This is a genomic window from Klebsiella sp. HMSC16A12 (assembly GCF_001808265.1).
GTDB lineage: Bacteria > Pseudomonadota > Gammaproteobacteria > Enterobacterales > Enterobacteriaceae > Klebsiella > Klebsiella pneumoniae.
This window is the reverse complement of the sequence record NZ_KV792611.1, coordinates 104,131-119,446: the sequence shown is the minus strand read 5'-3', so window position 1 is coordinate 119,446 and position 15,316 is coordinate 104,131. Positions and strand designations below refer to the sequence as shown.

Annotated in this window: 15 protein-coding genes and 1 pseudogene; 5 read left to right on the top strand and 11 right to left on the bottom strand. The window is 57.0% G+C overall.

The genetic code is table 11. The features are described from left to right. Window positions 1-89: 89 nt before the first annotated feature. Window positions 90-278, top strand: a complete 189-nt coding sequence (locus HMPREF3140_RS27405) for a cold shock small protein YmcF (RefSeq protein ID WP_004176439.1) — start codon at window positions 90-92, stop codon at window positions 276-278. A 70-nt stretch (window positions 279-348) separates the two neighbouring features. Here the strand turns inward: HMPREF3140_RS27405 and HMPREF3140_RS13815 are convergent. From HMPREF3140_RS13815 to HMPREF3140_RS13795, 4 genes and pseudogenes are all read right to left on the bottom strand, one after another. Then, a pseudogene (locus HMPREF3140_RS13815) lies at window positions 349-612 on the bottom strand (ATP-binding protein); the annotation flags it as partial. 212 nt (window positions 613-824) lie between these two features. Further along, on the bottom strand, window positions 825-1,694 hold the full coding sequence (locus HMPREF3140_RS13805) for an aldo/keto reductase (RefSeq protein ID WP_032411383.1): 870 nt from the start codon (window positions 1,692-1,694) through the stop codon (window positions 825-827). A 78-nt stretch (window positions 1,695-1,772) separates the two neighbouring features. Further along, window positions 1,773-2,975 carry an MFS transporter gene (locus HMPREF3140_RS13800; protein WP_004179500.1) on the bottom strand — a complete coding sequence of 401 codons (1,203 nt, stop codon included), beginning with the start codon at window positions 2,973-2,975 and terminating at the stop codon, window positions 1,773-1,775. Between the two features lie 72 nt (window positions 2,976-3,047). Further along, the gene (locus tag HMPREF3140_RS13795; RefSeq protein WP_070553007.1) at window positions 3,048-4,184 is read right to left on the bottom strand and encodes an alpha/beta hydrolase; all 1,137 of its coding nucleotides are present in this window, start codon (window positions 4,182-4,184) and stop codon (window positions 3,048-3,050) included. A 172-nt stretch (window positions 4,185-4,356) separates the two neighbouring features. Here HMPREF3140_RS13795 and HMPREF3140_RS13790 point away from each other — a divergent pair, with 172 nt between their 5' ends. After that, window positions 4,357-5,241 (top strand): LysR family transcriptional regulator, encoded by an 885-nt coding sequence (locus tag HMPREF3140_RS13790; RefSeq protein WP_004152138.1) that lies wholly within the window; start codon window positions 4,357-4,359, stop codon window positions 5,239-5,241. A gap of 124 nt (window positions 5,242-5,365) precedes the next feature. Here HMPREF3140_RS13790 and HMPREF3140_RS13785 read toward each other — a convergent pair whose 3' ends face one another. Then, window positions 5,366-6,199 carry a DUF6216 family protein gene (locus tag HMPREF3140_RS13785; RefSeq protein WP_023285028.1) on the bottom strand — a complete coding sequence of 278 codons (834 nt, stop codon included), beginning with the start codon at window positions 6,197-6,199 and terminating at the stop codon, window positions 5,366-5,368. A 230-nt stretch (window positions 6,200-6,429) separates the two neighbouring features. Between HMPREF3140_RS13785 and HMPREF3140_RS13780 the strand changes: the two genes are divergently transcribed. Continuing rightward, entirely contained in the window at window positions 6,430-6,816 is a 387-nt protein-coding gene (locus tag HMPREF3140_RS13780; protein WP_004179496.1) for a VOC family protein, read from the top strand. A 167-nt stretch (window positions 6,817-6,983) separates the two neighbouring features. On the opposite strand, the gene HMPREF3140_RS13775 is transcribed toward HMPREF3140_RS13780, so the two are convergent. Together HMPREF3140_RS13775 and HMPREF3140_RS28815 are read right to left on the bottom strand one after the other, a co-directional pair. Next, on the bottom strand, window positions 6,984-8,600 hold the full coding sequence (locus HMPREF3140_RS13775; RefSeq protein WP_004176446.1) for a peptide ABC transporter substrate-binding protein: 1,617 nt from the start codon (window positions 8,598-8,600) through the stop codon (window positions 6,984-6,986). Beyond that, window positions 8,597-8,713, bottom strand: a complete 117-nt coding sequence (locus HMPREF3140_RS28815) for a hypothetical protein (RefSeq protein ID WP_004148146.1) — start codon at window positions 8,711-8,713, stop codon at window positions 8,597-8,599. The genes HMPREF3140_RS13775 and HMPREF3140_RS28815 overlap by 4 nt, the downstream gene beginning before the upstream one ends. Before the next feature lie 72 nt (window positions 8,714-8,785). Here HMPREF3140_RS28815 and mpaA point away from each other — a divergent pair, with 72 nt between their 5' ends. After that, complete coding sequence (gene mpaA / locus HMPREF3140_RS13765; RefSeq protein WP_004152134.1) at window positions 8,786-9,493, top strand: murein tripeptide amidase MpaA; 708 nt, start codon at window positions 8,786-8,788, stop codon at window positions 9,491-9,493. On the opposite strand, the gene ycjG is transcribed toward mpaA, so the two are convergent. Then, window positions 9,490-10,455, bottom strand: coding sequence for an L-Ala-D/L-Glu epimerase (ycjG, locus tag HMPREF3140_RS13760; protein WP_004892699.1), 966 nt, complete (start codon window positions 10,453-10,455; stop codon window positions 9,490-9,492). The two genes, mpaA and ycjG, sit on opposite strands and share 4 nt — an antisense overlap. Window positions 10,456-10,557: 102 nt before the next feature. On the opposite strand from ycjG, the gene tpx reads away from it, so the two are divergent. Beyond that, the gene (gene tpx / locus HMPREF3140_RS13755) at window positions 10,558-11,064 is read left to right on the top strand and encodes a thiol peroxidase (RefSeq protein WP_004152131.1); all 507 of its coding nucleotides are present in this window, start codon (window positions 10,558-10,560) and stop codon (window positions 11,062-11,064) included. A 70-nt stretch (window positions 11,065-11,134) separates the two neighbouring features. Here the strand turns inward: tpx and HMPREF3140_RS13750 are convergent, their stop codons facing one another. The 3 genes from HMPREF3140_RS13750 to HMPREF3140_RS13740 all read right to left on the bottom strand — a co-directional run bounded on the left by HMPREF3140_RS13750 (window position 11,135) and on the right by HMPREF3140_RS13740 (window position 15,316). After that, window positions 11,135-12,187: an AbrB family transcriptional regulator gene (locus HMPREF3140_RS13750; protein WP_070553006.1), complete on the bottom strand. Its 1,053-nt coding sequence runs from the start codon at window positions 12,185-12,187 to the stop codon at window positions 11,135-11,137. A 101-nt stretch (window positions 12,188-12,288) separates the two neighbouring features. Continuing rightward, the gene (gene tyrR, locus HMPREF3140_RS13745) at window positions 12,289-13,830 is read right to left on the bottom strand and encodes a transcriptional regulator TyrR (RefSeq protein ID WP_002901979.1); all 1,542 of its coding nucleotides are present in this window, start codon (window positions 13,828-13,830) and stop codon (window positions 12,289-12,291) included. Between the two features lie 172 nt (window positions 13,831-14,002). After that, a complete protein-coding gene (locus HMPREF3140_RS13740) occupies window positions 14,003-15,316 on the bottom strand; it encodes a 6-phospho-beta-glucosidase (protein WP_002901977.1) in 1,314 nt (437 codons plus the stop codon).

The window sequence follows — 15,316 nt, the reverse complement described above, 5'->3', positions numbered from 1 at the left end:
GCTTACCACCAACTAAAATCAGCCGCGTTAATTTTCCTGAAACGACCATTGTCTTTTCAACAGAACATCACCCATACAAGGTTTACATTATGATCGAACATATCCATTTTAGATGCCCATGCTGCCATGGCTCCCAGTACAGAACGTCCCAGTTTGACGTCACTGAAAAAAACCCTTTTGGTGCGAAATGCATTTTCTGCAAATCAGCCATGATGACATTAGATACCATCCGTCCTCATCACCTGGGCGTGCACTCCGCTGCCCAGGCACAGCAATAAGATGATGAAGCCGGTGAACGCGGGTGGGGAAATTTCCCCGGTGATTCGCCCGGGGGCAACATCTGTTCCCTCACCCGCAGCGATCGTCGGTGGCATGGCTTAGGCGGGTATCAGGCAACGCTTCTATCAGGGTAGTCACGTTCTCCCCGGCGCCAGTTTCCACATTAAAATAGTCCACCGCACGCAGAATAAGCCGCAAGCCCCTGCCGCCTTCCGCTAACGGATCGACATCAAAGTGCTCATCGTTACGCGCCAGCGCCAGGCGTTCGGCAGGAAAGATCTCTCCCGCATCGATAAAGCGCAGCGTCACGCGGTCATTGGCAGCGAAAATTTCCCGGGAGACTGCCGCTTTAAAGGCCACTGCGACGGAAGCATCCAACCGACATGTCACCGGCCAGAGGATCAACTGTCACCAGTCAGCTGCCCGTGACGATCGACTACCGCATTGACAACCATCGCGGCAAACGCGTGGGCGCTAACCAGCATACTGAACCCGTCGCCGCAGCGCAGGCGAGGAGATGGATATCGAATCAGCCGATGCCGCAATCAGTCGTGGATTTTCACCCCCAGACATCCGCGAACGAACTCAGGGTTGAAGTGTTTTACCGCTTCGCCAACATAGCCTAAATCCAGGGCGCTGATTTGCGCCATTTCGTTATCTGTTAATACGAAATCCCAGATAGCAAAATTTTCTTCAATGCGCTCCTGGCGGGTGGATTTAGGGATCACCGTGACGCCACGCTGCACGTTCCAGCGCAGAACAACCTGCGCAATGGTTTTCTGGTGCGCATCGGCGATCCCCCGAAGCAATGCATCTTGATACGGATTATGTCTGCCACCGCCTAACGGCGCCCACGCTTCAGGCTGAACGTGATAATGCTTCATGGCTTCCAGCGCCGCGGGCTGCGCGAAATAAGGATGCAGTTCAACCTGGTTCACCATTGGTTTAATTCTGACAGTTTCGCAGAAGTTAGCTAACACATGGGGGTAAAAATTGGAGACGCCGATCGCTTTCAGGGTACCGGCCTCATAGGCCTCTTCCAGCGCACGCCAGGCGCTGAAATAATCGCCCATCGCCTGATGTAGCAAATAAAGATCAAAGTATTCCAGGCCCGATTTTTTTAATGACGCGGCAATCCCGGCTTTCGCCATCCCGGTGTTGGCCATGTCCTGGACCCACAGTTTGGAGGTAATAAACAGCGCCTCGCGGGTACACAGACCTTCGGCGATGGCTTCGCGCACGGCCTCACCCACCGCATCTTCATTATCGTAGACGGCAGCGGTATCGATGAGGCGATAACCGGTGCGAATGGCGTTCAACACCGCCTGCTTACACTCCGCTTTATCGGTCACCTTGAAAACGCCGAAACCCAGCATCGGCATTTTGCGAGCGTTACTTAATATTGAATATTCCACGGTGAAGCTCCCCTCTTGTTAAAACACCATGGTAAGACAGGAACGCAGTCACGATTAGCCTGTCATTCCTGATTTGACTTATGCATTCAATTCATTAATCGCAGTGCGCTGAGATGATCTGATTTTGACAGAGAGCAGAAAAGTCACCCCTGCCGCGCCCAGCAGTAACAGACCGCTCAGTGCAAAAGTGCTGTGCCATCCCAGACTATCAAACACCAGGCCGCCTACCGTTGACCCGAGGGCTATCGATAGCTGGATCACGGCGACCATCAGCCCGCCGCCCGTCTCCGCATCCTCGGGCAGCGTCCGCGCAATCCATGTCCACCAGCCGGTGGGCGCCGCCGTCGCCAGCAGGCCCCACAGGCTTAACAGTACGGCGACCGATCCCGTGTGGTGTCCGGCCAGCAGAAGCGTTCCGGCAATTGCGGCCATTAACAACGGGATAGCCACCAGCGTCGGATAAAATCGGGCATTCAGAACGGTCGTAATAAGCAGCGTGCCGATAAAACCGGCGATACCCATTGTCAGCAATATCAGGGACAGACCAGAAGGACTGACCTGGGTCACCGTCTCCAGAAACGGTCGCACATAGGTAAATAAGGTAAACTGTCCCATAAAGAACAGTCCGCAGGCCAGCAATCCCAGGGATAGCGTAGAAAGACGGAACAGACGCAGCACCGATCCCTGCCGCTGTGGTGCGCGCGGACTTTTCATCGACGGCAGGCTAATGCATTGCCAGACGAAGGCCAGCACCGCCAGCGGGACAAGACATAAAAAGGCGCCGCGCCAGCCGACGGTGGCCCCCAGGTAGCTGCCCAGCGGCGCTGCCACAACGGTGGCCAGCGCGTTGCCGCCGTTAAAGATGGCCAGTGCGCGGGGGACCTGGCGTTGCGGCACCAGCCGAATGGCCGTTGCCGCCGACATCGACCAGAAGCCGCCGATGACGATCCCAATGAGCGCTCTGCCCAGCATATAAACCGGGAAACTGGACGCCAGGGCAATAATCACCCCAGAGGCTGCCATCAACGCCGTGAGCCCCAGCAGCAGCCATTTACGGTCCAGCGATCCGGTAAGACGGGATATCGTCAGGCTGGTCAGTACCGCCAGCGCGCCAGAAAGCGCAATGCCCTGACCGGCTAATCCCTCGGTAATGTGTAAATCACCCGCGATGGGTGTCAACAGACTGACCGGCATAAATTCTGAGGCAATGAGCACAAATACGCAGAGCGTCATCGCCAGGACGCCGCTCCAGTGTGCCCGGGTGTGACCTAATGCAGACATTATTTCTCTCCGACAAGACAAAGCCGCCCGCAGGCGCGTGGCGGCTTTGGGGATGTCTCCGGCACAGGAGATCTATTTCAGGTTGGTTTTAAAAAATTGCGCGAACGTCGCAAAGGGAATTTTGCCCGCGACGTTGTCATAGAGATCGACGTGGTTTGCGCCTGGGACAATCACCAGCGCTTTCTCTTTACTGCCGATGGCCTTAAAGGCATCTTCGGCAAAATAGCGTGAATGGGCTTTTTCGCCGGTCACGATAAGCGTCGGAATAGTCACTTCGCTGGCGTAACTCAGCAGCGGCATATTCATAAACGACAGCGGCATCGTCGCATTCCAGGCCCCGGTTGAATTAACCGAACGCGGATGGAAACCACGCGGCATACGGTAATAATCGAAGAACTCTTTCAGGACCGGGTTGGGGTTGGCGGGCAAGGTTTCCGGCAAAATACGATCGGCAGCGCGGACGTTGCCTTTATCATCAACATATATGTCATGCCCACCGGGGGCGGAAGTGCCGTTTGCCGCATCCTTCCAGCGCTGCGCGTTCAAGTACTGCAGTACCGCTCGGCGGTCGGCTGTCGTGTAGCGGTCTTTGCCATCGCCCACTCCATGCCCCATCGCGCGGCTCATGTCATACATTACGCTGGTCGCCACCGCTTTGACGCGTGTATCCATCGCCGCGTCGTTTAGGGCCATACCGCCCCAGCCACAAATGCCGAGCAAACCGATACGGTTGCGATCCACCTCTTTTTGCAGGCCCAGAAAGTCCACCGCGGCACTAAAATCCTCGGTATTGATATCCGGTGAGGCCACGTTGCGTGGGTAGCCACCGCTTTCGCCCGTATACGATGGGTCAAATGCCAGGGTGACAAAACCTTGTTCGGCCAGCGTCTGGGCATACAGGCCGCTGGACTGCTCTTTTACCGCGCCGAAGGGACCGCTCACGGCAATAGCTGCCAGTTTGCGTTCACCGCGATCCTTCGGCAGGTAGAGATCGCCAACTAAGGTTATCCCGTAGCGGTTCTGGAAGGTCACCTTACGGTGATCCACTTTCAAGCTCTCAGCAAACGTTTTATCCCATTGTTCAATCAGTGAAACAGGCGCATTCGGGTTAGTTGTCTCAGCAGAGCTCATCGTTGTGACTCCAGTTAATGAGGCGCAAAGCAGCATGGCGGGTATCGCGGCTGTCAGTTTTTTGGTGAAAACCGTCATCAAAATTCCCCTAAATAAACGTGATCAATGCAAGTCTTCAGTAGACAACGCTGCTGTGCTTTGTTGTCGTGCGCTTAGTGTAGCCAGCAGTAATGGTTCTGATTAGAGGCTGAAAAATGCTAAAATTAATACCATATTGTTCTAAATGGCATCTGGGTGACGAGGCAGGATAATGGCGAAACGGGAAAACTATAATGACCTTTATCTGTTTATGCAGGTGGTACGGGAAGGCAGTTTTACCGCCGCAGCGCAACGACTTGGCCTGGCGCAGTCCGGGGTAAGCCGTGCGGTTCGTGAACTTGAAGAGCGGCTGGGCGTTCAGCTTCTGGTGCGTACCACCCGCCGGTTGTCGCTCACTCAGGCAGGTGAGCAGCTCTATCACAACGTCGAATCCGGTTTCGACGCCTTAGATATGGGACTCGCCACGCTGGCCCACTATCGTCAAACGCCCTCCGGTACGGTACGCATCAATGCCAGCCAGCATGCCATTGATAAAGTCCTGCTGCCGAAGCTGGCAGTATTTAAACAACGCTATCCCGATATCAGACTGGAACTGATCAGCGAAAGCCGGTTTGTCGATATTATTGCGCAGCGATTTGATGCGGGCGTACGTCTGGGCCCGGAAGTCGGAAGCGGCATGATTGCGGTACGCATTTCGCCCGATATGGAGATGGCGGTGGTGGGTACACCGGAACATTTTCGCCGCTACGGCTTTCCACAAACGCCCGCCGATTTAGTCGCCCACCCCTGCATCGCTTATCAGTTCGGCGACGGCAGCCTTTACGCCTGGGAACTTAATGTGGATGGCAAAAAAATCACCCACCCACCTCAGGGACAGTGGGCTTTCGCCGATAGCTATATGGAAGCCAAAGCGGCGAGGCTCGGTCTGGGGCTGGCCTATGTCCCGGAAGAGCTGATTACCGACGATCTAGCCCAGGGCACACTTATCCGGGTGCTCCAGCGTTATAGCCAGCGTCTGGAAGGTTCATTTCTCTATTACCCGCACCGCAATGTGTCGCCCGCGCTGAGAGCGGTCATTGATACATTGCGAATGTAACTGAGGTTGCCTGCAGGCAGCAGGCAACCGGTAGTGGCCGGTGACAGCTTCTGTACTCGGACCTGTCATTTAATTCCGATCGATGCAAACAGTAATGCCAGACGGAAATGAATTTATATAAATATTAATTTTGTGAGTTATGTACTTCATTATAAAGTTTAGAAGCAGCACCTCTGCGTAACAAGCTAAAAAAGCAAATAATCGTAAAGATGAAGGGGTAAATAGCCAAAACCCATGCCAGTTTTTGATTTTTAATAATATTATTTATAGTATCACTCAACGAACCACTTGAAAAGTTCTCACAAATCCTGTCAACCGAGCGCACACTTATCCCCGCTTTTTCTGAGAAAACCGTTTTATCGAAATCTTCACTTTCACACTGTTTTTTATCGAGCTTCCACTCAGTCCAGTTCAGGGGAAGGTAATTATTGGTCCAGATCGAACTCTCAGCAATATGATCATTAATCCAAACCCATGACTTGTCGTCGCCTAATCGTACTAGTGCGGATGGCTTCAATGCCAGCAACATAAAATTTGATAATAGCAGCATAGTTAACACACAAGAGACAAATACACCAACATTAGCGATAAATAATGGTTTTATTGCCTTAAGCGTTGATATTTCAAACCATCCTTTCGCGGCTGTGACATGACGAATATCTATATTTTTCTTTTTCGTCCAGTTAATCAGTGACTTGATCTCTTCTTTATTTCTTGCGCCGACATTAAATAAAACATTAAAACGTTCAACATCATTTCTCTCATTGAAATATGCATTTATTTTACCGTCGTGAAACGTTTTCCCTCCCAGGCAGAACTCCCATAGCCGGTTCAATAAAGAATATGCGGATCCTGCCCGTTTCCAGAGAAACACTCCTAATAAACCAAAAGTAACAAAAATTAACGCGCTATTTATCAGTCCATCAAAATTCCATATCGAAGAAATTAAACTTTCCATCTAGCCCCTCTTAATCATCCCGCTAATCGTATGCTCAGCAATCACACCACAGCATCATTACAAAATAAATATTTTTTAACTGCAACTTTTCTTATCCAGCGCACAAGGTCATTGCCGATATCTTCTTATACGCAGGCCACAACTATACGTCACGCTCTTCTGCTACTTGAGCCTTACATTCCACCTCAGTGCTGCTACGCTATCTCTGAGAAAATGGCGAAGGAGATATAATGAAAGTCCTCAATATCCTGATCCGTCGATGCGTGCTGATTGCCCGCTTTGAAGATACCGTTTCGTTCTACGAAAATCTCATCGCGCAGAAGGCAAGGTTGCGTTTCGACTATCCCGAATACGATCTCAAACTGGCGCAGGTGGGTTCCGTGCTTTTAATTGGCGGAACCGAGCAAAGCCTGGCTCCGTTTCGCGCCACCGAGGCCACTTTCCTGGTCAACGACATTACCGCCTGGGAGAAACATCTGCCTTCCACCGGGGCAACGATTATCAACCCGGTGAAGGCCGTGCCCACCGGCTGGAACATGCTGGTTCGGCATCCGGATGGCATGGTTGCCGAATACGTTGAGCATCATGATAAAAACCCGGCGGATGAGATCTTCTGATGCTTCGCGACCAGATGGTAGAACCTGGCATCAGTCGGCCATACTGCCAGAAAAGTGAGACTTTCTACTGTGGCGCGAGAAGGAGAGCAGGAAAAACTGGCGCGGCAAGACGCGCCAGCTCGGGGATCAGCGATGGTTGCCTGGCATCATCAGGCAACCAGTACCGGTTAGTGCTTCACGATATACATGGTACGGCTGTAGGCCACATCTTCCGGGTTGGTGATCGGGTAGCCTTTCAGCCACGGCTTAATCAACCGGCCGTTAGTGTACTGGTAGATCGGCGCGATCGGCGCTTTGACCATAATGATCTTTTCCGCCGCGTTGTAATCGTCGTTACGCGCTTTGGCCGAATTCTCTACCGCCGCCTGGGCGAGGATTTTGTCGTACGCCGGATCGTTAAAGCGCGAAATATTTCCGCTGTGGGTGGAGGTCAGCAGCGACAGGAAGGTGGACGGCTCGTTGTAGTCCCCCACCCACGAAGCGCGGATCACGTCGAAATTGCCGGTGTTACGGCTGTCGATATAGGTTTTCCACTCCTGGTTCTGCAGCTTCACTTCCACGCCGAGGTTTTTCTTCCACATCGACGCCACCGCGATGGCAATCTTCTGGTGGTTCTCAGAGGTGTTATACAGCAGCGTCAGCTTCAGCGGACGATTCGGGCCATAGCCCGCGGCAGCCAGCAGGGCTTTCGCCTGGGCATTAAGCTCAGCCTGACTCATGCTCTCAAACTGTGACGGCTGGGGGGTGAAGCCCGCCGTCACGTCCGGCGTGAAGCGCCAGGCCGGTTTTTCCCCGGTCCCCAGTACTTTCTCCGCCATCACCCGGCGATCGATGGTCATGCTCAGCGCCAGGCGTACCCGCTCATCCGCCGTCGGCCCCTTTTGGGTATTGAAAGCGTAATAGTAGGTACCCAGCTGCGGCGGGGTATACACCTGCCCCGGAATATCCTTCAGCAGTTTCTGGTACATATTTTTCGGGAAAGACTCGGTGATATCGATATCCCCTGCAAGATAGCGCTTGGTGGCGGCGGACTCCTGGTTAATCGGCACAAAGGTGACCTGCTGGATCACCGTTTTGGCGTTATCCCAGTAGTGCGTGTTCGGCACCACCACCAGCTTCTCATTGACCACACGGTCTTTCAGAACATAGGCGCCGTTGCCCACCAGGCTGCCGGGTCGCGTCCAGTTCGCCCCGCTGTCGACATTCGCCTTTTGCACCGGATAGAAGGCAAAGCTGGCGGTCAGGTTGCTGAACCACGGCAGTGGTTTATCCAGCTGCACCCGCAGGGTGTGGGCGTCGACGGCGGTGACTCCCAGGGTCTCCGGCGCGGCTTTGCCGTCAATAATGTTCTGCGCGTTAGCGATCCCCGCCAGCGCCGCGAACCAGGCGAACGGCGAAGTGGTTTTCGGATCCACCAGACGCTGCCAGCTATAGACGAAATCTTCGGCAGTAACCGGCGTGCCGTCGGACCAGCGGGCGTTATCACGCAGGGTAAAGGTCCAGACGCGGTTATCGTTGCTCTGCCAGCGGGTCGCTACGCCTGGAACCAGGTTGCCTTTCGCATCCTGATTGACTAAACCTTCAAACAGATCGCGGATCACCTGGATTTCCGGCAGGCCCACCGCTTTGGCGGGATCTAACGAGGCGGGTTCATCTTTGATATGGCGCACTAACAGCTGTTTTTCCGCCAGTACCGTGCCCGGCGGTACGTCAGCCGCCCAGGCCAGAGAAGATACGCTGGCTAACCACAGCGCGCCGCATGTCAAAGCGACAGGATACTTCATAAGATCCCCTTTAAAATGAAAAAAATACCGCCAACAGAGCGATAATTATTTGTTTCATCACCTGAAATTGCAAACGACATATGATAGAAAATTGATGTGCCGTCGGATTTCACGCCTCAGGGAATGGGTTTGATCCCGATACGCTTTTCGCCAACACTAAATAATAACGACACACAGGAAGCCCTATGTCTATTTCACGTCCTCGCCCGCAGCGCGGCGACTTTCCGCCGGGAACCCGGCAGTATGGCAGCTCGGAACTGGGCGCGCCGCTGCTGTGGTTTCCTGCGCCGCAGGCCGACAGCCGTAGCGGGCTGATTATTGCCGGTACCCACGGTGATGAGAATTCGTCGATTGTGACCCTCTCCTGCGCCCTGCGCACCCTGAAACCCGAGCTGCGCCGCCACCACGTGGTGCTGACGGTCAATCCTGACGGCTGTCAGCTCGGGCTGCGCGCCAATGCCCGCGGCGTTGACCTCAACCGTAACTTTCCAGCAGCCAACTGGAAGCAAGGGGAAACGGTTTACCGCTGGAATAGCGCGGCGGCGGAGCGCGACGTGGTGCTGTTGACCGGCGAGCAGCCGGGTTCGGAACGGGAGACCGAGGCCCTGTGTCAGTTGATCCATCAGATTCATCCGGCGTGGGTGGTCTCCTTTCACGATCCGCTGGCCTGCATCGAAGATCCGGGCCACAGCCCGCTGGGTCGCTGGCTGGCCGACGCCTTCTCCCTGCCGCTGGTGGGCAGCGTGGGCTACGACACGCCGGGCTCCTTTGGCAGCTGGTGCGCCGATATCGGACTCCCCTGCATCACCGCCGAGTTTCCGCCGGTCTCCGCAGACGAGGCAACGGAGCGTTACCTGCCGGCGATGACCGATCTGCTGCGCTGGCAGGCTTAAAGATGAAGCACGCCGGTGCTGAACCGCAGCGCCGGCTCAACGTCCACCGCCAGCCATGTCGGGCCGTCGAGGTCAGCGAAGCGCGCCAGCGGCGCCAGAGGGAGCGCGGCGGCGATCCCGCGCGAGGTGCAGAGCATACAGCCCAGCATCCGTTCAAATTCCTGCCGTTCCGCCTCCCCGGCCAGAGCCAGCGCTTCGGTCAGGCCGCCCGTTTTATCCAGTTTGATATTGATCATCTCATAGCGCCCGCGCAGCCGCGGCAGGCTCTCCCGGGTGTGGCAGCTCTCGTCGGCGCAAATCGGCAGCGGATGAACGAAGTTTTCCAGCGCCGAGTCGTCGTCGGCGGGGAGCGGCTGCTCAAGCATCGCCACACCGAGGTCCGCCAGCAGCTGACAGCGCGCCGCCAGCCCCTCGCTGTGCCAGGATTCATTGGCATCAACAATCAGCGTAGCCTCCGGCGCCGCCTGGCGGATAGCGATTAGCCGCTCACTGATCAGTCGATCGTCGAGCTTCACCTTCAACAGCTGGGCCCCTGCCTGCCACAGCGCCGCGGCGCTGGCCGCCATCTGATCCGGCGTGCCAATGACCACCGTCTGGGCGGTAATCACCCGGTTAGGCAACGCCACGCCCAACAGCTGGGCCAAGGTTTTGCCTTCGCGCCGGGCCTGCAGATCCCATAGCGCGCAGTCAATGGCATTGCGGGCGGCGCCTGCCGGCAGCAGCCGCTGCAGCTGTTCGCGGGTAAGCCCCGCCTCCAGTTGCTCGCCGATCGCCATCACCTGGGCCATGACCGAGGCGATGCTCTCGCCATAGCGGGGATAGGGTGTGCATTCGCCTACCCCTTTCACGCCGTCCTCTTCCAGTTCCACTACCACCACTTTTGCCTCGCTGCGGCTACCGCGGGCGATCACAAAAGGGGTATGGAGCGGCCAGGCTTCCTCATACACTCGCACGTTACGCATTCCCTTGTCCTCTCTGGTAAATGTTAAATAGGGTTTGCCGTGTAGCTGGCGGATGTCATACACTACTCGCGACGTTAACTATATGTAAACAGGAAGATAACCATGTCACAAACCGTGCATTTCCAGGGCAACCCCGTTTCTGTTCAGGGCACCATTCCGCAGGCAGGCGCTAAAGCGCAGCCGTTTACGCTGGTCGCCAAAGATCTCTCTGACGTCGCGCTGAGCCAGTACGCCGGCAAACGTAAAGTACTGAATATTTTCCCGAGCATTGATACCGGCGTGTGTGCCGCATCAGTGCGTAAATTCAACCAGCTGGCCGCTGAACTGGACAACACCGTAGTGCTGTGCATTTCCGCTGACCTGCCGTTCGCCCAGTCCCGCTTCTGCGGCGCGGAAGGCCTGAGCAATGTGGTCACCCTGTCCACGCTGCGCGGCGCGTCCTTCCTCGCTGACTACGGCGTCGCCATCGCCACCGGTCCGCTGGCTGGCCTGGCTGCCCGTGCGGTGGTCGTTATCGATGAAAACGATCAGGTCGTCTACAGCCAGCTGGTGAACGAAATCACCGAAGAGCCGGACTACGACGCCGCGCTGGCCGCCCTGAAAGCCTGATAACAGATTGCCCGGGCGCATCGCGCTCGCGGACATTCGATCTGCCCAGCCCTCGCTCTGCGAGGGCTTTTTATTGCCGCGGCGCATAGCGGGAGATAGCCCGCGCCATCGCCGGGCCGGTCAGCAAAATGGTAAACAGCCGCAGCGTCTGTAGCGCCATAATAAACGACATGTCCGCCCGGGTGGCGGCGGCGATAATCGCCACCGTGTCCAGGCCGCCGGGGCTGGTGGCCAGATAGGCGGTCATAAAGTCCATCTGCAGAATGTGGGTCAGGGCAAGGGCCATCAGGGCGCACATCAGGATCAGTCCGATGATGGAGGCGATAATCTGCGGCAGCGTCTTGAGGGCCAGCAGAAAAATGGCTTTATTAAACTGGAGCCCCACCGTCCAGCCCAGCACCGCATAGGCCATCGCCAGCAGCCACTCCGGCAGCTCCAGCATCAGCCAGCCGCCGCCCTGGGCCAGGGCGCCAAGCAGCATCGGCAGCAGCATGGCCCCGGAGGGGATGCGCAGCCGCATGCCCAGCCAACAGGCCACCGCCGTCAGCAGCAGCGTGAAAGGGAAATTCAGGGTCAACGATGGAAACCAGACAATATCCTGAGTCATTTCCTGTGCTTCATTGCCCAGGGCATAGCGCACCACCAGCGCCGCCGCGCCGACGACAAACAGCACCCGCAGATACTGCATCAGCGCCACCAGCCGCACATCGGCCCCGTACTCCTGGGCCATCACCACCATTGCCGACGCGCCGCCGGGAGAGCTTCCCCAGGCGCCAGTGGCGCCCGGCAGCGCGCTGTAGCGGACCAGCAGCCAGCCGGTAAGGCCGCTTATCGCCAGGGTGGTCAACAGGATCGCCAGCACCAGCGCCCAGTTGTTGAACAGCACGCCAAAAACAGAGGGATTAATCGCCCGGGCGATCATGCAGCCGACAATGGCCTGCGCCGCCAGATAACAGGGGCGAGGGATGCTCAGCTTCACCCCGCGCAGGCTCAAAATGAGACAGGCGATCAGCGGCCCCAGCAGCAGCGCTGCCGGCAGGTGTATTCGTAACAGCAGCGAGGAAAAGAGAACAGAGAGCAGCAGCAATATCAGCCAGTGCCCGATCGCGCGACGCGACGCCAAGATGCACCACCCCGGAAAAAGGATTAAAAAACCAGTATATACAGGTTTGGCCCGCTTTGCAGGCCGGGATGCCGGCGACGTGAGTCGCCGGCCTGGCGGGATTATTCGTCGCCCTTTTTCTGACTCAGACCATATTCACGCAGCTTATTGGCGATGGCGGTATGCGACACCCCCAGCCGCTTCGCCAGCTTACGGGTGCTGGGGTAGCTGCGATAGAGCTGGGTCAGCACCGAGCGCTCAAAGCGGCGGGTGATGTCGTCCAGCGACCCTTCCATGGCCTCCTCGCCCACCGGCAGCGAGGCGACGTCATGGTCCGGCAGCAGAATGTCCTGTGGACGCAGCTCAAATCCTTCCAGCTGGGTCAGTGCGCGATAGACGGCATTCTTCAGCTGGCGGACGTTGCCGGGCCAGCTGTAGCGGGTAAGCACCGTACTGAGATCGGCAGAGAGCTTCGGCCGCGGGATCCCCTGCTCGTCGGCAAAGCGGGCCACGAACAGCTCCGTCAGCGGCATGATGTCCTGCGGGCAATCGCGCAGCGGCGGCAGATACAGCGTCAGGACGTTGAGGCGATAGTAGAGATCTTCGCGGAAAAGCCCTTTCTGCACCAGCTCGATCAGGTTTTTCTGCGTCGCGCAGATCACCCGCACATCGACGTGCACTTCATGATCCTCGCCAACGCGGCGGAAGGTGCCGTCGTTGAGAAAGCGCAGCAGCTTGGTCTGCATGCGCGGCGACATCTCGCCAATTTCATCCAGCAGCACCGAGCCGCCGTTGGCCTGCTCGAAGAAGCCCTTCTTGCCCTGCAGCGCGTCGCCAAACAGCTCGCTCTCGACCGCGTCCTCGGGAATGGAGCCGCAGTTGAGCGCCAGATAGGGTTTGCCCGCCCGCGGACTGGCCAGATGGCAGGCATGGGCCAGCAGATCTTTACCGGTGCCGGTGTCGCCGACAATCAGCAGCGGCGCGCTGAGCATCGCCAGCTTGCGCGCTTGCTCCACCACGTGGCGCATTTTCGGCCCCACCGCGAGGATCTGACTGAAGGCGCTGGTATCCTGGCTGGTCATGGTCTGCAGCTGGCGTCCCATGCGCACGGTTGAGCGCAACATCGCCACGGCGCCGGTCAGCACTCGCTCGTTATGCTCGCCTTCCAGATAGACCGGAGTCACTTCCAGCAGGTAGTTCTGCCCATTCACCACCACATGCTCCGCATGCGTCTCCTGCGGGCTGCTCTCCAGCCAGCGCTGAACGTTAAAATCGGCGATCAGCTGGGCCACCGGGTGGTTACGCAGCTTCGCCTGGCTTTGGCCAAACAGCAGGCAGCTGGCGGGGTTCGCCAGTTCCACCCGACCTTTGGTATCCAGCGACAGCACCGGCTCCGGCATCGCTACCAGCAGCGCGCTGAGCGCCAGGTGTTCACGTTCAGACGGCATCCAGGGCACGGTGCGCACGTCCGTCACGCCGGCGATACGGCGGATCTCAGCCATCAGGCTGCTGAACGTGGCGAATTCCAGTTCGGCGAAATTGAGGTAAATTCGGCCAATAGGGTCAATATCGATACCGCGCAGGTCAATACCACGCAGCACCAGCAAATCGAGCAATTCACGAGTCAGACCGAGACGGTCTTCACAAAAGACTTCAAGACGCATGGGAGTGTTCACCCTAAAAGTGCCAATGACGGGAGAATAATAGGCCAGGAATAGGTTTTCGGGAAGCTAACTGTCAACAATTATTGACAGTGTGGCGGAAAAATGGGCGCTGTGGCGTAAAGTCAGACGGTCAGTGGTTAAATCACCGGCCAGGCGGCCGGTGAGTCTTGGGTCAGGCGTGGAAAGCAGGCAGCCACTGACGGTTCTCAGCGATCACCTCATCCAACGCCAGTTCGAGCTTCTCGCCGCTGACGATCAGCGGATTCAGCATCAGAGCACGCCATGCGGTATGGCGGTTGCCGGTGAGCGCGGCCTCGATAGTCAGCCGTTCAAATGATTTCATCAGCTGCAGCAAACGCAGGGTATCTTCCGGGAACGGCGCCACATTGAGAGGTAGCGGACCAGAAGCGGTAATCAGCGAGCTGACCTCTACCGCGCAGTCATCCGGCAGGCCATTGATGGCGCCGTTATTACGCGTATTGACGTGCATGATAATCCGCTTGTCGTTGTAGATGGCATTCATCAGCTCGCAGGCCGCCTCGGAATAGTACTGGCCGCCGCGCCCTTCCAGCGCCTTCGGTTTGACCGCCAGGTGCGGGTCGCGGTACTGGTCAAACAAGATTTTTTCCAGCTGCTTAACCACTTCCCCGCGGGTTCCTTCGCCGCCCGCCTCCGCCAGCTCCTGGCGCAGCAGATCGTCTTTCATGTAGTAATAACGCAGATAGGCGCAGGGGATCATGCCTAAGCCCTGCAGCAGATGCGACGGCCAACGGAACGGCGGAATGTTGCGCGGCACCAGCGGATCCCGACCGGCGTTGATCTCGGCTATCACCTCCGGCAGCCATTCTTTACCTTTGTGCAGGATCTGGCGCACGAAGATAAAGTGGTTCAGGCCGGCGACCTGCATCACCACCTCTTTTTCGTCAGCGCATTGCAGCAGAGTGGTTATCCCTTTTTGCATAATCACCGGCACGTTACACAGGCCGACGGCTTTGATGCGGCTGTGGCGCAGGATCGCTTCGGTCACCATCCCCGACGGGTTGGTAAAGTTCAGCAGCCAGGCGTCGGGACACAGTCGCTCCATATCGGCAGCGATCTCCAGGGCGATGGGAATGGTGCGACAGGCGTTGGCGAAGCCGCCAAGGCCATTAGTCTCCTGGCCGATCAAGCCATACTTGAGGGAGATACGTTCATCGCTGATCCGGGCGTCAAGGCAGCCGGCGCGAAACTGCGAGCAGACGAAATCGGCATCGCGCAGCGCGCTTTCCCGGTCAAGGGTGGCCACCACTTCAATAGTCAGCCCGGCTTTGGCGATCATTCGCCGCGCCAGTCCGGCGATAATCTCGACTTTCTCTTTGCCCTCTTCAATGTCCACCAGCCATAGCGAAGCGACCGGCATTTCGTGATAGCGGTTGAGCAAACCTTCAATCAGTTCCGGGGTGTAGCTGGAGCCACCGCCAATCACCACAATTTTGAGTCCTGACAT